General features: G+C 62.2%; 17 protein-coding genes and 1 pseudogene. 8 read left to right on the forward strand and 10 right to left on the reverse strand.

What is annotated here, in order from left to right:
• Positions 1-11 precede the first annotated feature (11 nt).
• Positions 12-1112 (reverse strand): pyridoxal-phosphate-dependent aminotransferase family protein, encoded by a 1101-nt coding sequence (locus NO889_RS14550; RefSeq protein ID WP_256412951.1) that lies wholly within the window; start codon positions 1110-1112, stop codon positions 12-14.
• 153 nt (positions 1113-1265) lie between these two features.
• Between NO889_RS14550 and NO889_RS14555 the strand changes: the two genes are divergently transcribed.
• Together NO889_RS14555 and NO889_RS14560 are read left to right on the forward strand one after the other, a co-directional pair.
• Complete coding sequence (locus NO889_RS14555; protein ID WP_256412952.1) at positions 1266-2141, forward strand: YqcI/YcgG family protein; 876 nt, start codon at positions 1266-1268, stop codon at positions 2139-2141.
• On the forward strand, positions 2134-2733 hold the full coding sequence (locus NO889_RS14560) for a cysteine hydrolase family protein (protein ID WP_256412953.1): 600 nt from the start codon (positions 2134-2136) through the stop codon (positions 2731-2733). The genes NO889_RS14555 and NO889_RS14560 overlap by 8 nt, the downstream gene beginning before the upstream one ends.
• Before the next feature lie 40 nt (positions 2734-2773).
• Here the strand turns inward: NO889_RS14560 and NO889_RS14565 are convergent, their stop codons facing one another.
• The gene (locus NO889_RS14565; protein ID WP_256412954.1) at positions 2774-3964 is read right to left on the reverse strand and encodes a trans-sulfuration enzyme family protein; all 1191 of its coding nucleotides are present in this window, start codon (positions 3962-3964) and stop codon (positions 2774-2776) included.
• Positions 3965-4093: 129 nt separating this feature from the next.
• Between NO889_RS14565 and lipA the strand changes: the two genes are divergently transcribed.
• On the forward strand, positions 4094-5083 hold the full coding sequence (lipA, locus tag NO889_RS14570) for a lipoyl synthase (protein WP_256412955.1): 990 nt from the start codon (positions 4094-4096) through the stop codon (positions 5081-5083).
• Positions 5084-5113: 30 nt separating this feature from the next.
• Here the strand turns inward: lipA and ggt are convergent, their stop codons facing one another.
• Positions 5114-6742 carry a gamma-glutamyltransferase gene (ggt, locus tag NO889_RS14575; RefSeq protein WP_256412956.1) on the reverse strand — a complete coding sequence of 543 codons (1629 nt, stop codon included), beginning with the start codon at positions 6740-6742 and terminating at the stop codon, positions 5114-5116.
• Positions 6743-6936: 194 nt separating this feature from the next.
• Between ggt and NO889_RS14580 the strand changes: the two genes are divergently transcribed.
• Complete coding sequence (locus tag NO889_RS14580; RefSeq protein ID WP_256412957.1) at positions 6937-7305, forward strand: Hsp20/alpha crystallin family protein; 369 nt, start codon at positions 6937-6939, stop codon at positions 7303-7305.
• Positions 7306-7468: 163 nt separating this feature from the next.
• Positions 7469-8395 (forward strand): DMT family transporter, encoded by a 927-nt coding sequence (locus tag NO889_RS14585; protein ID WP_256412958.1) that lies wholly within the window; start codon positions 7469-7471, stop codon positions 8393-8395.
• Positions 8396-8433: 38 nt separating this feature from the next.
• On the opposite strand, the gene bcp is transcribed toward NO889_RS14585, so the two are convergent.
• Positions 8434-8901, reverse strand: a complete 468-nt coding sequence (gene bcp / locus NO889_RS14590; RefSeq protein ID WP_256412959.1) for a thioredoxin-dependent thiol peroxidase — start codon at positions 8899-8901, stop codon at positions 8434-8436.
• Positions 8902-9582: 681 nt separating this feature from the next.
• Here bcp and NO889_RS14595 point away from each other — a divergent pair.
• Positions 9583-10140, forward strand: coding sequence for a lamin tail domain-containing protein (locus tag NO889_RS14595; protein ID WP_256412960.1), 558 nt, complete (start codon positions 9583-9585; stop codon positions 10138-10140).
• Positions 10141-10644: 504 nt separating this feature from the next.
• Here NO889_RS14595 and NO889_RS14600 read toward each other — a convergent pair.
• From NO889_RS14600 to NO889_RS14615, 4 genes are all read right to left on the reverse strand, one after another.
• Positions 10645-11010 carry a hypothetical protein gene (locus tag NO889_RS14600; protein ID WP_256412961.1) on the reverse strand — a complete coding sequence of 122 codons (366 nt, stop codon included), beginning with the start codon at positions 11008-11010 and terminating at the stop codon, positions 10645-10647.
• Between the two features lie 132 nt (positions 11011-11142).
• Entirely contained in the window at positions 11143-11310 is a 168-nt protein-coding gene (locus tag NO889_RS14605; protein ID WP_256412962.1) for a hypothetical protein, read from the reverse strand.
• 47 nt (positions 11311-11357) lie between these two features.
• Positions 11358-11753: a DUF7718 family protein gene (locus NO889_RS14610; protein WP_256412963.1), complete on the reverse strand. Its 396-nt coding sequence runs from the start codon at positions 11751-11753 to the stop codon at positions 11358-11360.
• Between the two features lie 385 nt (positions 11754-12138).
• The gene (locus NO889_RS14615; protein WP_256412964.1) at positions 12139-12402 is read right to left on the reverse strand and encodes a hypothetical protein; all 264 of its coding nucleotides are present in this window, start codon (positions 12400-12402) and stop codon (positions 12139-12141) included.
• A gap of 117 nt (positions 12403-12519) precedes the next feature.
• Between NO889_RS14615 and NO889_RS14620 the strand changes: the two genes are divergently transcribed.
• Positions 12520-13404, forward strand: a complete 885-nt coding sequence (locus NO889_RS14620; RefSeq protein ID WP_256412965.1) for a DUF8172 family protein — start codon at positions 12520-12522, stop codon at positions 13402-13404.
• A gap of 211 nt (positions 13405-13615) precedes the next feature.
• Here the strand turns inward: NO889_RS14620 and NO889_RS14625 are convergent, their stop codons facing one another.
• Complete coding sequence (locus tag NO889_RS14625; protein ID WP_256412966.1) at positions 13616-14665, reverse strand: Cdc6/Cdc18 family protein; 1050 nt, start codon at positions 14663-14665, stop codon at positions 13616-13618.
• A 173-nt stretch (positions 14666-14838) separates the two neighbouring features.
• On the opposite strand from NO889_RS14625, the gene NO889_RS14630 reads away from it, so the two are divergent.
• Complete coding sequence (locus NO889_RS14630; RefSeq protein WP_256412967.1) at positions 14839-16515, forward strand: DUF262 domain-containing protein; 1677 nt, start codon at positions 14839-14841, stop codon at positions 16513-16515.
• A gap of 16 nt (positions 16516-16531) precedes the next feature.
• Here NO889_RS14630 and NO889_RS16565 read toward each other — a convergent pair.
• Positions 16532-17122, reverse strand: a pseudogene (locus NO889_RS16565) (Eco57I restriction-modification methylase domain-containing protein); the annotation flags it as partial.
• Between the last annotated feature and the right edge of the window lie 128 nt (positions 17123-17250).

Consider the following 17250-nt stretch of genomic DNA (forward strand, 5'->3'; position numbering starts at 1 on the left):
GCGTCACGCCCTCACAACACGGCTTCCAGCGCGTCCATCGTCTCGTCCACGCGGTCGACTCGCGCGGCGTGGCCCATGTGGCCGACGCGCAACACGTCGTCGGCGAGGTCCCCGAGGCCGGTCGCGACGAGCACGTCGCGCTCCTCGTGGAGCCGCCGCTGGAGCGTTCCGGCTCGACCGGGGACCTCGAAGGCCGTCACGGTCGGCGACGCGCGTTCGGGGTCGGGAAACGGCTCCAGCCCGATCTCCGCGCCGCGCCCGCGACACCGTTCCGCGGCCGCCTCGTGGCGGGCGTAGACGTCGTCGAGGCCCTCCTCGAGCAGCAGCGAGAGCGCCTCCTCGAGCGCCACGACGTTCGTCGTGAGGTGGGTGTACGGGAATCCCCCGTCGGTGTCGCGCCACGGGAGGAAGTTCGTGTACAGCGAGTGGGGCTCGCGCGCCTCCATCGCCGCCCACGCGCGGTCGCTGATCGCGGCGGTCGTGAGTCCCGGCGGCGCGCTGAAACACTTCTGGGAGGCCCCCAGACAGACGTCGATCCGGTCGGTCGGCACCGGAACCCCCCCGAGCGAGGAGACCGCGTCGACGACCGTGATGATCTCCCCGTCAGCCGCCTCCAACCGGTCGAGCGCGGGGCCGAGGTCGTTGAGCGTTCCCGTGGGGGTCTCACAGTGGACCATCGTCGCGAGGTCGTAGTCGGCGTCGGCCTCGGCGAGCGCGGCGTCGAGGCTCTCGAGCGGAAGCGGCGCGTCGTAGGGGGCGTCGATCACGGTCGCCTCGCCGCCGTACGACTCGACGAAGTCGGCGAAGCCGTCGCCGTAGAGCCCGTTCGACAGGCACAACACCTCGGTGCCGGGCTGGACGAGCGAGGCGATCGCGGCCTCGAGCCCCAAGATCCCCTCGCCGCCGAGGACGACGACGTCGTGTGAGGCGGCCGCGGCGTCGTCCGTGGTCGAGTCCGCCGATCCGCCGACGCCGTACACCGTCTCGAGCCGGTCCACCAGGTCGGCGTAGATCCCCTGGAAGGCGGGGTCGACGTCGGGGTTGATCAGCTCGCGGCTCATCGCCTCGCGGACGGGCTCTGGGACCGCGGTCGGTCCGGGCGTCATGAGCATACCTCGTCACTCGCGGCCGTCGTGATAAACGCCCCGCCGGGTGTGGCGGCACGCGTCGGCGAGGAGGGGACCTGGGCGGTCGCGGGTGGAACGCCGGTCCCACGAAGCGGGTCCCGCCGAAAGCCAAAAGCCGGTCGCGCACGGAGTGAGCCCATGAACGAGCCCGGAACCGAGGGCGTGCTGTTGGATCAGGGGACGCTCCACGGTCGGCTCGGGGACGCGCCCGGCTGGCTCGCCGAGCACTACCGCACGTTCCGCGAGTCGATGCTGGGCGAGCGTGACGGGTCACCGTTCCCGTGTTACTTCGGGATCGAGGTCGAACGCGAGGGCGACCTGCTGTACGCGGCGTGTTCGTCCACGAGCGATCCCGCCGCGCTCCTCCGGCTTCGCGACGTCCTCTTGGAGTACCTCGAGACGTACCCGGACCACGCCGACCGCGCGCCGCTCGCGGTGTTCTTCGCCCCCCTCGACGAGGAGGCGACGGAGGCCGACTACCACGAGGCGCTCTGGCACGTCCTCGAGTTCCTCCACGTCCACGACCCGGAGCCGTGGCCCGAGGAGATCCCGACCGACCCCGACGACCCCTGCTGGGAGTTCTGTTTCGGCGGCGAGCCGCTGTTTCCCACCTCGCGGGCCCCGTTCTACGACGACCGCCGGAGTCGGTACTCGCCGGTCGGCCTGGAGATCACCTTCCAGCCGCGGGCGGTCTTCGAGGGGATCACGGCGGACACCGAGGCCGGCGAGCGTGCCCGCGACGCGATCCGCTCCCGAATGGAGGCGTACGACGGCGTCTGTCCGCACGCCGACCTCGGCGACTGGGGCGCGGAGGGGGACCGCGAGTGGAGACAGTACCTCTTCCGCGAGGACGACGCGGAGAGTCCCGACGAGTGTCCGCTGGAGCCGACCCGCGAGCACCCCAAAGCGTCCGGAGAGCTGCTCGAACGCGGCGCGTGGCGGCGCTTCGCGGACGGTGGCTCCGACGACCCGGACGAGTCGGCCGCGACCGTCTCGGGGGTCGGGGATGACTGATCCCGTCGGCTCGGACGACGCCGCCTCGCCGCCCGCGGACGCCGTCTCGCTCCCCGACGACGCGGTCCTGCTCCTCGTCGACTTCCAGACCGGCTTCGACGAGCCGGGATGGGGCGAGCGCAACAATCCCCAGGCCGAGGGGGTCGCCGCCGACCTGCTCGCGCGCTGGCGCGCCGCCGACCGCCCGATCGTACACGTCCGACACGACTCGACCGAACCCGAATCGCCGCTCCGGGGGGACGCGCCGGGGTTCGCCTGGAAGGCGGAGACCGCCCCGGCCGACGGCGAGGCGACCTTCGTGAAGTCGGTCAACGGCGCGTTCCTCGGAACCGACCTCGACGACTGGCTGACGGAGCGCGGCCACGACACCCTCGTCGTCTGCGGGCTCACCACGGACCATTGCGTCTCGACGACGGTCCGGATGGCGGAGAATCGCGGCTACGACGCGTACGTCGTCGCCGACGCGACCGCGACCCACGAGCGCGAGGGGCCGGACGGGGGACGGATCGACCCGGAGACCTCCCATCGCGTCGCTCTCGCACACCTCTCCGGCGAGTTCGCGACGGTAGTCGAGGCGGCCGACCTCGGCTGAGTTCGACCGACGTCGACCGGCGTGGGGGGCGGAGCCGGCACTAGAGGTGTCGTAACCCCCGCTCTAAGTCGGCGATCAGGTCGTCGGCGCTCTCGACGCCGACGGGCGCCCGGATCAGCGAGTCCGTGATGCCGGACGCCAGTCGCTCTTCTTCCGGCACGTACGAGGCGGACATGCTCGCCGGATGCTCGATCAGTGACTCGACGCTCCCCAGGCTGACGGCCACCGTGAAGAGGTCGAGCGACTCGACGAACGCCCTCGCCTCCGCGCCCGTGCCGTCGATCTCGAACGACACGACGCCGCCGAAGCCGTCCATCTGACGCGCGGCGAGGCCGTGTTGCGGGTGCGTTTCGAGCCCAGGGTAGTGGACCGCGGTGACCGCGTCGTGTTCCGACAGGAACCTCGCGACACGTTTCGCGTTCGCCTCGTGTTGGCGCATTCGAAGCGGGAGGGTCTTGCTACCGCGGAGGACGAGGTAACAGTCGAACGGCGGCAGCATCGCACCGAGTGCGTACTCCTGGACAAACCGGATCCGATCGGCGAGCGCGTCGTCGTTCGTCACGACCGCACCGCCTATCGAATCGGTGTGGCCGTTGAGGTACTTCGTCGTGCTGTAGACCGACACGTCCGCACCCAGCGAGAGGGGGCGCTGAAAGTACGGCGTCGCGAAGGTGTTGTCAACCGCGAGGAGGACGTCGTGGCGGTCGGCGATCCCGCCGATGGCCGCGATATCACACAGTTTCAAGAGCGGGTTCGTCGGCGACTCCATCCAGAGCAGGGCGGTCTCGGGGGCGACGGCGTCGGCGACGGCGTCCGCGTCGGTCGCGTCGACGTACTCGACGGCCACGTCGAAGTGCTCGGCGAGGTAGTCGTCGAAGAACACCTTCGTTCCGCCGTAGATGCCGTCGAACGCCACGACGTGGTCGCCGGATTCGAGCACGCTCAGGCACGTCGTCGCGATGGCGGCCATGCCGGACGCGAACGTCATCGCGTGGTTCGCATCGCTCAGCGTCGCCACGCGCTCGTCGAGGGCCTCACGGGTCGGATTCCCCAGTCGCGAGTACTTGTATCCGTGGCTCGGGTCGCCGGCCTCGTCCATCGCGAACGTCGACGACAGGTGGATGGGCGACACGAGGTCGCCGGTGCCGCCGGGGTCGAGGTCGGGTTCCTCGCCGGCGTGGATCGCTTTCGTCTCGAAGGCGTCGTTCGAACGCTCCGGAGGATCGTCCATACGTCTCCAGCGTGGAGGGGTTCCATATAGCTTCTCCCGTCGCCGGGAAGCCGGTTCCGACGCCTTCGACGCCTTCGGCGACCTCGATCGACCCGCACGCTTTTGCTCCCGCCCCCCGAGGGATCGAGCATGCAACGCGGCCGGCGGAAACCGGACTGGCTGAAGTCGCGTCCTCCCTCGGGGAGCCGGTTCACGGAGATCAAGGCGATCCTCCGCGATCGGGGCCTCCACACGGTCTGTGAGGAGGCCAACTGCCCGAACATGGGCGAGTGCTGGTCCGGAGGCACGAACGCGCCTCCGAACGACGAGGCGTCGGACGCCGCCGAGGGCGGCCGCGGCGGGCCGGGCACGGCGACGTTCATGCTCATGGGCGACCGCTGCTCGCGCGGGTGTAACTTCTGTGACGTCGAAACCGGCGGGATGGAGCCGCTCGACCCCGACGAGCCGGAGAACGTCGCCGACGCGGTCGCGGAGATCGGCCTGGAGTACGTCGTCCTCACGTCCGTCGACCGCGACGACCTCGCGGACGGGGGGTCCGCGCACTTCGCCGAGACGATCCGCGCGATCAAACGGCGCGATCCGGGGATCCTCGTCGAGACGCTGATCCCGGACTTCGGCGGCGATCCCGGGGCCGTCGATCGGATAATCGACGCCGGCCCCGACGTGATCGCCCACAACGTCGAGACGGTCGAGCGGCTCCAGTGGCCCGTGCGCGACCGCCGGGCGACCTACGAGCAGTCGCTCTCGGTGCTCGACCGGGTCGACCGCGAATCCGAGATCCACACCAAGACGAGCCTCATGCTCGGCGTCGGCGAGTACGACCACGAGGTGTACCGGACGCTCGGCGACCTCCGGGAGGTCGGCGTCGACGTCGTCACGTTCGGCCAGTACCTCCAGCCGTCGCGCTCGCACCTCGACGTCTTCGAGTACGTCCACCCGGACGTCTTCGAGACGTGGCGCGAGGTGGCCGAGACGGAGTTCGACTTCCTCTACTGTGCGTCCGGGCCGATGGTCCGCTCGTCGTACAAGGCCGGCGAGCTGTTCGTCGACGCCCTCCTCCGAGAGGGGCGCTCGCCGGAGGACGCGAGACGGCGGGCACGGGCGGCCGGCGGGGACTGAGCGGTCCGGTTCGTCGGGTCCCTCCGCGCGTCAGTACCCCTGTGCGTTGCCGTCCTTTCGCGGCTCCGTCGCCGCCGAGAGGACGCCCCCCTCGTTCCGTGCGATCTGCGCGCCGCCGAACGCCGACGGCGAGAGCGTCCGCACGTCGTGGTCCCTCCGGACGAGCTTCGCCGCCACGTCGTCGTCGAAGTGCGGCTCCAGCGCCAGCGTCCCGTCCTCGCGGTACCGCCACCGCGGCTCGTCGAGCGCGCGCTGGATCGGCATCCCGTAATCGACCACGTTCGCGATCGTCTGGACGTGTCCCTGCGGCTGCATGTACCCGCCCATCACGCCGAAGGCGGCCCAGTCGTCCTCGCCGAACCGGGCGAGCCCCGGAATGAGGGTGTGGAACGGCCGCTTGCCTGGCTCGAGGCTGTTCGGGTGGTCGGGGTCGAGCGAGAACGACGAGCCGCGGTTCTGGAGGGCGATCCCGGTGTCGCCGGCGACGAGCCCGGAGCCGAACCCGGCGAACCGCGAGTTGATGTACGAGACCACGTTCCCCGCCTCGTCGGCGACGGTGAGGAGGACGGTGTCGGCGTCCTCGGCGTTCGCGTCGGGCACGCCGAAGCTCACGTCGTGGTTCGCCGTCTCGCCGATCTCCGCGGCGCGTTTCCTCGCCCACGCCTTCGACCCCAGCGGCGGGTGGTCCTCGTACTCCGGATCGGTGATGTATCGGTGGCCGTCGTGGAAGGCGACCTTCAGCGCCTCCGAGAAGTAGTGGACGCGCTCGGCGGAGTCGTAGTCGTACTCGCCCGCGCCCAGCTCCTCGGCGACGTTGAGCGCCTCGAGCGCGATGAGGCCCTGGTTGTTCGGCGGGAGCTCGTACACCTCGGCGCCGTTGTACGTCGTCGAGACCGGCTCGGGCCACTCCACCTCGAAGTCCGCGAGGTCGTCGACGGTCATGAACCCGCCCGCGCGCTGGACCTCCGCCGCGATCGCCTCCGCGATCTCGCCCTCGTAGACCACGTCCGCACCCTCCTCTGCGATCCGCTCCATGGACCGGCCGAGCCGCGGGAGCGTCACCCGCTGGCCGACCGACGGCGACTCCCCGTCGAAGAGGAACGCCTCGCGCGCGTGGTCGGTCTCGAAGAGCTCCTCGCCGTGTTCCCACTGCGCGGAGACGACCTCCGAGACGGGGTATCCCTCCGTCGCCAGCCGGATCGCGGGTCGGAGCAGGTCGCCGAGGTCCATCGTCCCGAGCGTCTCGGCGGTGGCCTCCCAGCCGCGGGCGGTGCCGGGGACGGTGACCGCGTGCGCACCGGTCGTCGGCATTTCGGCCTCCGCCGGGTCGTCGACGTCACTCTCATCGTCGGCGGCGATGGCCTCCCGAGCGTTCTCGATCGTCGCGTCCGCGGGCGCGCCGCCGCAGGCGCGCATCGCGCCCACGTCGCCGTCGGCGGTCCGGTACAGCGCGAACACGTCGCCGCCCAGCCCGGTCGAGGTCGGCTCCACGACGTTGAGCGCGGCCGCCGTCGCCACCGCGGCGTCGAAGGCGTTTCCGCCGTCCCGCAGGACGCCGATGCCCGCCTCGCTCGCGAGCGGCTGGCTCGTGGCGACGACTCCACCTTGACCGTAGACGGTCGAACGACGCGACGTGAACCGGTCGAGATCTGGTTCCATGGCTCACGCTCACGAGGTAACGGCCTAAATAACCCGATATCCCTGACGGATGGTGCCTCTTTTCTGCTCGCCCGAGACGGCACGACGGTACTCGCAGGTCCGTCGACGTGCTTGAAAATGGTAGCATGAAACATGAACCGTTTATTTTATTACGAACCGCAACCATATCGCCAAGTGGGTACGAGGTGGTACATATGGCGCTTCCACGACCCGCAAACGCGTGGAACGGAGGTCTAGACCTCCCGAGTCGACTGTTCGAACGCGACGGTACCGACTACGAACTGTATGAACAGGACGACGAGTTCGTCCTCACGGTCGAGCTTCCTGGATTCGACCCGGCGGAGCTCACCGTCACGTGGGACGACGGCATGCTCAACGTCTCCGGCGAGCACGAGGACGAAACCCGCGGCACACGCCGGACCTACCACCGTCGGTTCCGGTTCCCGAAGACGATCGACGACGAGGAGATCGAAGCCGAGTACGAGAACGGCATCCTCACGGTCCGGCTCCCGATCGCGGTCGACGCCGTGATGACCGGCACCGAGATCGAGATCGAGAGCTGACGGGCTCGGTTCCCCGTCGATCGCCGATCCCCCGAAGTTCGCCGTCACGCCGTTTCTCTCGCGTCCGTTCGGCACGCGTCGTTTTTCGCGCCATCGAGGTCGATCCCCCCGATCGGTGACCGGAACGGACACCGATATACGGGAGGCCGTCGTCTCCACCAGCGTGTCCAGGTACCGCGACGTCCTCCTGTTCTTCCTCCTCGCCTCCCTCTGGGGCGGCTCGTTCGTCGCCATCGAGGTCGGACTGGCGTACTATCCGCCCGTGTTGTACGCGGCCTACCGCTTCGACATCGCGGCGCTGGTCCTCGTCACCTACGTCCTGCTCACCGATTCGAGCCCGTTTCCGCGGACCCGCGGCGACCTCGCCGCGATCGGGCTCAGCGGCGGGTTCAACGTGGCCGTCAACAACTCGCTGCTCTTCACCGGCCAGCAGTACACGACGAGCGGGATCGCCTCGATCACCTACAGCCTCGTCCCCATCGTCACCGCGGCCGTCGCGGCGCTGTGGATCGGCGAGTCGAGACTCGACCTCCGGGGGAGCCTCGGCGTCGTCCTCGCGTTCGTCGGCGTCGGCCTCGTCGCCCAGCCGGACCCCGCGAACCTGGCCGGCGGGGTGACGATCGGCGTCGCGCTGATCTTCGTCGGCGTGGTCTCCGTCTCCTTCAGCAGCGTCGGGCTCCGCGTCGTGGAGACGACGTTCTCGAGCGTCGCGCTCACCGGGTGGGCGATGCTGTTCGGCGGGCTCGCGATGCACGGGTTCAGCCTCGGGCTCGGCGAGGGACAGCGGCTCCCCGCGACCGAACTCCCGGCGCTCGTCGCGCTGGGATTCCTCGGCGTGCTCTCCTCGGCGGTGGCGTACACGATCTACTTCACGCTTCTCGACCGGCTCGGCGCGTTCGAGATCAACCTCGTCTCCTACGTCGTCCCCGTGGTCGCGACGGTCGCCGGCGCGGTCCTCCTCGCGGAGCCGGTGACGGCGACGACCGTCGCCGGGTTCGTCACCATCCTCGGCGGCTTCGGACTGGTCAAACGGCACGCGATCGCCGAGGAGGTGCCGAAGCTCGTCTCGCAGGTCGGCGGGTTCTTCTGACGGAGGGCCGCGAAGGCCTCCGCGTCGAACGCGCCGGATCAGTCCTCGAGCGCCGCGACGTCCTCGAGGATCCGCGCGGCGTGCTCCTCCGGGGAGACGCCCTCGTACGCGAGCACGATCCTTCCCGCGGCGTCGACGACGTACGTGTTCCGGAAGACGCCGTCGAAGACGTCCCCGAACATCTCCTTTTCGCCGTAGGAGTCGTACGCGCTCGCGACCTCGCCGTCGGGGTCCGAGAGGAGGTGGAAGGGGAGGTCGTGTTTCGCCGCGAAGTCCGCGAGGTCCTCGACGGGGTCGTCGCTGATCCCGAGGACGTCGACGTCGGCCGCCTCGAAGGCGTCCCACTCGTCGCGGAAGCCGCACGCCTCCGCCGTACAGCCGGGGGTGTCCGCCCGCGGATAGAAGTAGACGACCGTGTAGGCGGCGTCGCCGTCGCCGAGCGAGATCGATTCGCCGTGCTGGTTCTCGAGCGTGAACGCCGGAGCCTCCGTACCGGGGTCGAGCATACCGCCCGTCGAGCCGGCGGCCGCTTATCGGCTCCGATCCGTCGCCGAATCGAACCGGACGACCTCGCTACGACCGGCGTAGAGCCGATCTCGGCGTTATGTTCGTGATCTCTTCGAATCGAAACGCGTGAGACCCTCTGCGGTCGCCTCGTCGTTCGCCGCGAGCGAAGCGAGTTCGTATTCGTCACCGTCCCTCGGACGTTCGTGAAGCTCAAACCTCACCGATCATAGAAAATATCGATTCAGGGCTTGACCACCAATTCCATCTAGGTGATGAGCTTGGAAAGAGCGAATTCTACCCTGACACTACGAGTTCTCATCCCGCTTCACACCTCCTAGGGTAGCAGGGAAACCCTACACGGCTCCAACTTCGATCCCTGAGATAATCTTTGTACAACTAGGCTCCGTTGAAATCCTCTTCTTCAGACATATTACTGCCAGAAACAGCCAGTCGCTGAAGAGTGCTTATCGGCCACAGAGATGATCTCAGCCCCAATTGATATGCTGCTAGCTGTGTGAGATACGACGCACGAGTTGGTCATGAAACGGGTTTGAGTTCAATTTATTTACATTTGAATCGTTATACTGCGTCCTTGCGGAGATTTCTGCATCATCGCCTGAGACGCAAAGAGTAATTTGTGCTTTTGAAGGGCTTTTCGACGGACGCGCCGACCCACAGATATGAATCGACGCACGTTCCTCGCAACGAGTTGCGTGGGACTCGCCGTCGGAATCGCCGGTTGTCAGACCCTACTCAACCGAAGTGACGATTCGGAGCAACCGGAGACCACACCGACGGACAACAGAGCTGAAGACACAACCAACGGTTTGCGCATCGTTGGGGTCTACGCAGACGACATCGATCGGGAGTTTCTCGACGGAGAGTATCTCCTCATGAAGAATACCAGTACGGACCCGCTCGATGTCTCGGGATATGTTGTTGAGTACCCAACCGGTTACTCCCACCAGATAGCGGATCTCGTGCTCGAACCGGGCGCACAGTTCGCCCTAATGAGCCGGGATGGAGAGGACTCGGTGTTCCAAATGAGTCCACCTCTTCATCTCCGGTATCTGGCAGCTGATACGGCTCCGCTACTCGGTAAGAGAGGGACCGTACGTGTCCGAGACACGGAGAACGAACTCGTCGCTACGGTTTCTTACGAGAATTTCGGATGTGACGGCGAGACTGAGACCGGCGACGAGACGGCGTGTCTCCACTCAATTAGTTCGGAGAGTTGAGGACAGCATTTATCCGCACAATAGAGAGAAACTCTATGATTGAAGCGATACGTACGTCTCCTGTACTGAGCGATTGGGGTGAAAAACTATCAGCTGCTGAGGATTTCAACAGAGCCTACAACTACTATTATCTAGCGGGATAGGGCGCTAAAACCTCGCGCTTCAGCGCGGGGATACAGCGCCCGCATGTGGTTTTAAGGGATTCTACGACGTGTTGAATGCTAACCGAGGCGGTCTACTCGCCCTATCCCAATGAGACAGTATCGGGATTCGCCCTTTCGTCGTGGAAGGCACCCTTCCATCAGACGAACAGGGTGTAAGAAGCCCAAGATACCCCCGAATCCCCGCCTCACCGCCGAGGATAGGGGTAACGGTAGCGTGGCACTGCCAGCATTCTCTCGGGAATGTTAAACCGTAAATCTCCCAAACTAGCAAGCTTTCGCTTGTGGGAAGCTCCGCCGTTTACGGCGGAGAGGATGTCACGTGGGGTGGAGGAAAGACCGGTCACTCCAGTTCCAACCCGATCTGCTCCGGGTTCACTCTCTTACACTTCTCCAGTCGGTTGTAGAATTCGTTCGTAACTGTGTCGGGTAGCGTCACACGAAGCCGATGCTCTTCCCGTGGCTCGTGACTCGTTACAACCAACTGATCTACGTCGAGATCGGGATTACACGGGGTGGTGAACCTCCGTTCGAGACAATGAATGTGACTGAGCGGAAACGTGTGCGCCTTCACCACGTCGTCGACGTAGCGTGTTTTAACCCCCACAGTATCGAACGGATCGAAGCCGATCGGGTCGGGAATCGAGCCGTCGGCGTTGCGAACGAGTTCCTCCAGTGGTTCTCCCTTCCCGTCGCGCGTTTTCGACATACACCGACCGATGCAGGTCCGTTTAAAAACAGTAATCCAGACCCGGAGTGAAACTGAAACTAAACCGTATCAAAAATCAACGCGAGGGCGGCGAGTAGGCGTCGATCGTCGCCGCCTTCGATCCGTTCTGAACTACTGCTCGTCTTCGGAGTCGATTTCCTCTACCGACGAGTACCACGGAGGAGCGAACGTCGGCTCGCCAGAGTCGATCTCTTCGGCGGACTCGTCCGTGTGCTCCGCGATGAACTCCGACAGTTCCGACGTGGAATCGGACTCGTTTCGCTGGCGGTTCTCCGGCATACCCTACTGTAGGATACCGCGTATCATTAAGGCTACCGCCGGATCCCCTAGGGATATCTCGGCGGGTCCGTTGGTTCCTTCACACCCAGATGAACCGAGCCGAGCCACTTTGCGTTCTCCTCCAAGTACTCACTACACCACCGCAGCAGCTTCCCACGAGAGTCCGGTAACCCCGTGTGACTCGGCCAGAGCTTGATGTCCGTCGCATTCCGCCGGTATACGTCGATGTGGATGCCCTCGCTGTAGACGTCGTGTCCACCCGGAGAGATCGGATCGTAGTCGAACTGGGCGATCGTCTCGTATTCCTCGAGTTCACGCGGTTTCTGTAACTGCGCTGCGAACCGAGTCACTTCACCCGAACCCGTATCAAAGCGCGAAACGCGGCGAAAGCCGGTGCCTGGGACCCCCTTGATGTGGACGTTCTCATAGCCACCACGCGACACGAGACACACACTATCCGAACGGGACAAAACCTTCACCCAAGGCCGGAACATCGTACTACACGAGCCACCAATTGATAGGCAGGGCCTTGTTTAGACGCCCTCGATAACGTGGGCTGGTGTCTGTGTCGGCTGAACAGGATCTGTCTGTGAGAGCCTCTCCGTTCGATTTCGTTTTTCGACAGCGACCGGTTCGTCCGATTCACTCCGCGTCTAAACAAGGCCGATAGGCAGTGTTCTCGATATATTCACAATGCCACGATCTGAATCCGGACCCGAGTGGCGGGAGGAACCCATGAGCGCCGCCTCGAGAGTAGCTCGGTCACCGAACGCGCACCTCGCCGACACCGACTTCGTCGACAGTTTTCCGCTCGATCACGACGGGCATCTACGTCACCCGGAGTTGCGGCGCTGCCTTCTTGATCACCGGTCCGAGCCACCGCGGAGCCGACTGCGTTGGGGCATCCGTCAGGTCGCCGTAGCGGTCGAACTCCAGCGTCCACACCCACTCTTCGTAGGTGACCTCGACGAACGTCCCGTCGTCGCTGTCGTCGACGTGGACGTCGACGTCGGTCCCGAAGGAACCGCCCGGCTCGAAGCCGAGATCGCGGACATCGATCGTTTTGCGGGTTGCCGTGTTGTGTGCGGCCATCGCGACTCGACGTGCGAGAGGAATTTCCTAAAAAGGGGGTCGAACTTCCGGGGGGTGCCTATCGAGAGTTGAAGCGAAAGTTAACATAATAGCCCAGCAATCTCACCTTATCTCCTAATGACCGAGATCGACTCCTCACCAGTACTCAAATATCATCTACCGACGGACAATCGATACTCAATTGCGTATATTTCGGATGACATTGAACGGGGTAAAACAAGACGGCAGCAGTATGAAGACGATCCTTCAACCGATGTCGTAGGTGGAACAGTTGAGATAGAGGGGAACGCTGTCTACCATATTTACACGCGGAACAACCCTGACGAATATCTAAAGTCATACCAAGGAGAGATGGATTATGAGGAGTGGATCACATCATTAAGCGAGGACGACGCACAGTTTCTACTACTTGTTTTTGACGCGTTTGAGGGCGTTATTGAGACGGTTGATTCGGAGGATTCCTACATGGAGCTGTACAAAAGAATGAATCACGGTGATTTACTGAGAGTGCCCAACCGTGTTCAGTGGAAGCAATCAGTCGCAGCGGTCGCGGCGGAGCTGCTATCCAAATTCATACTGATCCACCCGATGCCGAACTCAAATCATCGTACCGCATTGGGTGTCGTGGATCGGTACATGGCATCGTATGACTCCGACTTTGCTATGCCGGATACTGGCGAAGATCAGAGTTGGTATCCCTGGGCTTCGGATTTCATATTCGATTCTAAGCGACTCTTGACACTCAGACGTAAGCTTTCTTTACTAAAATACGCGCACAAGTGTGGTTATGATAAAGTTCGGCGAAAGGACGGTGCTGAAATCGATCTAACGGAGGTTGATTTTGATCGGAACAACCATCGTGCGTATTATAAGCGGCGTCATTTGGAAAGGAGCCGTGATTTTATTGATCTATTGCTTGAGCGAACTGGCCACTCACACCTAGCAGAAATGGACGACAAAGGAAAGCAGGTGTTTATCGACCGCCTGAAAGCCTCTTCTTAATCAGGGAGATTTCCAACGCGACGTCCCGCCTCCTTTGCGCCCTTCGCTAGCTCGGAACGCTCTGCCGAACGTCGTTCCACGGCATCGCGAATAGCGTCGTGGGAGGTGGTGGTGGTGGTGGTGGTCATCTGGCTACTGCTAGTTGTGGTGGCGATATGAAGCTTTTGTACGAGAAAAAGCACTCGACAGGTCAGTAGATGTACCAAGGAGGTTACACGAGTCGGGACACGGAGACGTTACAATCCGCCTGAAGGCTCGGGTCCATCGGCGTGTACAGCCACCGATGATCGAGTCGCTCTCGCTCGATCAGCTCGTACTCCTGGAGCTTCTGGAGCTTCGTTCGACGGGCTCGGTCGCTGATCGGGGTCAGTTTGCGGCCGGCGTACAACTCTTCGCTCCGATCCTCATACAGCCGGTGGAGATCGCGTCCGGTGATCCCGCCGTTCGAGCGGATCAACTCGTAGAGTACGAGGTGATGGAAGGGAAGCGAGTTGAGGTGTGCCTTCCGAATGCGCCGCTTGGCGCGTTCGAAGCCGTCCTCGACGTCGACCGAGCGGATCCGCCCGTGATCTCGCTCGCTCGCGAGTTCGGCAGCCGACCGGAGCGTCTGGATCCCTTCGCGAGCGACGCCGGCGACGCCGTCGGCGATCTCCTCGAGTTGCTCGCGAGAGATCGCGCCGTCGACGAGCCCGACTCGCGCCCGGTCCCCGAGGATGTCCGCGAGTTCGTCCACGCCGTAGCGCGTCAGTTCGATCTTCCCCCCGTGGAGTCGCTGCCGAACGTCGTGTTCGGCGCGAGCTAACCAATCGTCGGGCTCGTGACAAACGACGACGACCTCGACACCGGGAACGTCGTCTAGCTGGCGAAGCGTTCCCGTCCCGGCGAGATCGTCGCCCTCGTCGAGCAGTAACAGGTAGTCGCCCGAGATGGCCTCGCGAAGGCGATGCGGTAGCTCCGCGTTCGGCGTGTTGTGACTGACGTCGCCGCCGGCGGCACGGATGGCCTTGCGGAAGACATCGCCCGTCGTGAGCCCGAGCGTCTGGATCCACGCCCAATCCACCCCGTACTCGTGTGCGTATCGCTCGAGGACGGTCCGTCCGAGGACGGTCTTGCCGACGCCGCTCGGACCCGTAATGAGAACGCCCTGCGTTCGCTCTCGTGCCCGGTGGAGCAGCCGGATCAATTCTTGGATCTGTGACTCACGGTGGCGGAGATCCGGCGGGGGTGTCTCGTCGTCGAAGATCTGCTGACGGACGATCATGTTGCTGACAGCTAACGCAGACGGGTTATAAAAAAGCGAGTCGGACTTCCGGGGTGAAACTGAAAGTAGTCCGATTACCACACGATAGTTCTAGAGATCCCAACAGAGCCATATTCTTCATAGAATCGCCTATTGTCTAGAATTTATACATTATCAGTCTAACTGATTGATTCATGGAAGCTCGATATAAGCAGATTCGGAGTCTATTCGGTGGCAAGCGTGGTGTCACTTTTCGCGTCCCTCCATATCAGCGAGGCTATGAGTGGGATGAGAGGCAGTGGGAAGATCTATGGCTAGATCTTAACCGGATCAATACACACGTCGATCAACACTATCTTGGAAGCATTATTCTTTTAGAGCGAAAAGCAGGCGAAATATATGAGATTGTAGACGGTCAACAACGAATGGTCACACTATCGATTATTATGATGGCTATCCGCGACTCTCCCAATCTTGAAGACCCTAATGATATGCGGATTGATGATATCATCAATACATATCCTGCTAATGAGAGCGAGAGGAAATTGGAATTGGCAGACAAGGAAGCCGACGACAATTATGAATTAATCTGGGAAGGTGATTCGGGAAAGGCAGAGGGGCAAGTTAAGAAAGCATATGATTACTATGTAGATCAGATCAGGAATTACAATTCTGAAGAACTTCATATTCTGTTGGACAATATTGCGAAATATCTCCGAGTCGTCGAAACAATGGCGAAAGATACGAGTTTAGCATACACGGTCTTCCAATCTCAAAACGATCGAGGCAAAGAAGTCTCCCCCGAAATTCTGGCAAAAGCACGGGTACATGGTGCCGCTGAAGATCTTGATGACGAAGTAGATCAGCGCGAGGTGAGAGGACGCTGGGATCATATTTACAATCTGCTTAGGAAGAACCTTGATACACCTAGATTCCAAGAAGCTCTCCGAGTCCGACGACCGATGACTCAGATTCTTATCAACTCACACGTTCCCACGCCTACTCAGATCGATAAGGGGGCTCTATATCGTGAATTCGAGAAAGTTCTCGATCAATACGATAGCGTCACTGAGTTCGTTGAATGGTTTCAAGAACAGGTGGATATCTATCTTGAGATCAGTAGCAACCGGTACGACATTTCAGGAAGAGGGATCCCAGACGACGCGATCCGACATCTACAATATCTTAATTCAGCATCAACCCACTCTGAAGTTCTCTCTCTGTCAATTTACAATAGCGTTGAAGAGGACATCTCTCTAAGAGAAAACTTCCGTCTCGCATCGGTCCTAGCGATGCGCATGGAGATGGGTGGCAGTTCATCAGCTAGTACACGTGACGCGATCTATACGACAGCGAGAGAGGTACGACGAGAAGAAGATCCAACAGAAATTCGAAAAGTGATCAGAGATGCAATTGATTCTAAGACACCGTCTGATGCCGAAATTTTGGAACACTTGAAGGCGAATCAGATGACAATTCGAGGACAATGGAACTTCCGAACTCTCCTCAAATTGGTAAGTATAGAAGAAGAGCGACGTGGTCCACTCAAAATGGAACTTCCAAATCTAGATATCGAACATATCGCACCACGAAACACGTTCGGCAACACCAAATACGCAGACTGGCGGCGGATGTTAGATGAAGAAGAATTTGAGGATAGAAAAGACAAGCTCGGAAATCTCACCCTACTCCTGCCAAACGATCATTCGAGTCTGGATGAGACTTCATTCGAGAGCAAGAAGCACACGTACACAAATTCGGATGTGAAAATCGCTGAAGAGGTTGCCAAGTACGATGAGTGGGATGATGACCAGATAGAAGAGAGGAATGAACGGTTAGCGAAAGAACTCATCGAGCGGTGGTCGATCTGACTCGAGCTCTGTTATTCTACCCTACTGCCTCCTCAACGATCTCGATCTCCTCGTCGGTGAGCCCGTACAGCTCGTAGACGATCTCGTCGATCAGCGAGTCGGTCTTCTCGATCTTCGCGTCGAGCTCCTCGGCGCGTTCTTTCGTCCGCAGGTAGTTCTCCAGGTCGTCGGCCACGTCGTCGACGTCGGGCAACTCGATCGCCTTCAGCCGGTCGATAAGCGAGTTCGTCTTCGTCGCCGTCTCCCGGAAGTTCGCGAAGCCGTCCGCCTCGTCGACGGCAACCGGCACGAAGTGCTCGATCAGGTCCGCCTCCCGCTCGGTGAGGTCCGTGATCCGGAACGCCGGCAGGTACTCCGTCTCCGTGTAGCCCCACTGGTCCGTTTCGTAGGCGTCCTCGTCGTCGGGCTTGTAGCGAGCCGTGGCCTCGATCAGGACCGTGTTCGGGGACTCTCGCTCGACGCGTGCAGTGCCGATTCGGAGGTTATCTAGATCGTCTTTTGATTTTTCTAGCGATGATTGGCCATCCTTACTCGCTGGTTGTAGTAACCCGGCCTCACGAAGGGTCAGACTAGACGACTCTTTTATAACTGTCTTACCGAGGTGGTCAAAAGGGTGTCAACCTTAGCGTGAAGAATGCGGCCGAGCATGGTTGAATTGGTGATTCGAAGATGCTCGACCGCGTGGTTGCGAAAGCACGCGATCAAGAAGTATTTTCGCGTGAAGATACGCCGACG

This window comes from Halorubrum rubrum, from assembly GCF_024494685.1.
Classification (GTDB): Archaea; Halobacteriota; Halobacteria; order Halobacteriales; family Haloferacaceae; genus Halorubrum; species Halorubrum rubrum.

Coding starts and splice junctions, on each gene's coding strand:
- lipA (WP_256412955.1), top strand. CDS start 4,094: ATGCAACGCGGCCGGCGGAAACCGGACTGGCTGAAGTCGCGTCCTCCC.
- NO889_RS14630 (WP_256412967.1), top strand. CDS start 14,839: ATGGAAGCTCGATATAAGCAGATTCGGAGTCTATTCGGTGGCAAGCGT.
- NO889_RS14625 (WP_256412966.1), bottom strand. CDS start 14,665: ATGATCGTCCGTCAGCAGATCTTCGACGACGAGACACCCCCGCCGGAT.
- NO889_RS14550 (WP_256412951.1), bottom strand. CDS start 1,112: ATGCTCATGACGCCCGGACCGACCGCGGTCCCAGAGCCCGTCCGCGAG.
- NO889_RS14615 (WP_256412964.1), bottom strand. CDS start 12,402: ATGGCCGCACACAACACGGCAACCCGCAAAACGATCGATGTCCGCGAT.
- bcp (WP_256412959.1), bottom strand. CDS start 8,901: ATGCTCGACCCCGGTACGGAGGCTCCGGCGTTCACGCTCGAGAACCAG.
- NO889_RS14595 (WP_256412960.1), top strand. CDS start 9,583: ATGAATCGACGCACGTTCCTCGCAACGAGTTGCGTGGGACTCGCCGTC.
- NO889_RS14620 (WP_256412965.1), top strand. CDS start 12,520: ATGACCGAGATCGACTCCTCACCAGTACTCAAATATCATCTACCGACG.
- NO889_RS14560 (WP_256412953.1), top strand. CDS start 2,134: ATGACTGATCCCGTCGGCTCGGACGACGCCGCCTCGCCGCCCGCGGAC.
- ggt (WP_256412956.1), bottom strand. CDS start 6,742: ATGGAACCAGATCTCGACCGGTTCACGTCGCGTCGTTCGACCGTCTAC.
- NO889_RS14605 (WP_256412962.1), bottom strand. CDS start 11,310: ATGCCGGAGAACCGCCAGCGAAACGAGTCCGATTCCACGTCGGAACTG.
- NO889_RS14580 (WP_256412957.1), top strand. CDS start 6,937: ATGGCGCTTCCACGACCCGCAAACGCGTGGAACGGAGGTCTAGACCTC.
- NO889_RS14565 (WP_256412954.1), bottom strand. CDS start 3,964: ATGGACGATCCTCCGGAGCGTTCGAACGACGCCTTCGAGACGAAAGCG.
- NO889_RS14555 (WP_256412952.1), top strand. CDS start 1,266: ATGAACGAGCCCGGAACCGAGGGCGTGCTGTTGGATCAGGGGACGCTC.
- NO889_RS14600 (WP_256412961.1), bottom strand. CDS start 11,010: ATGTCGAAAACGCGCGACGGGAAGGGAGAACCACTGGAGGAACTCGTT.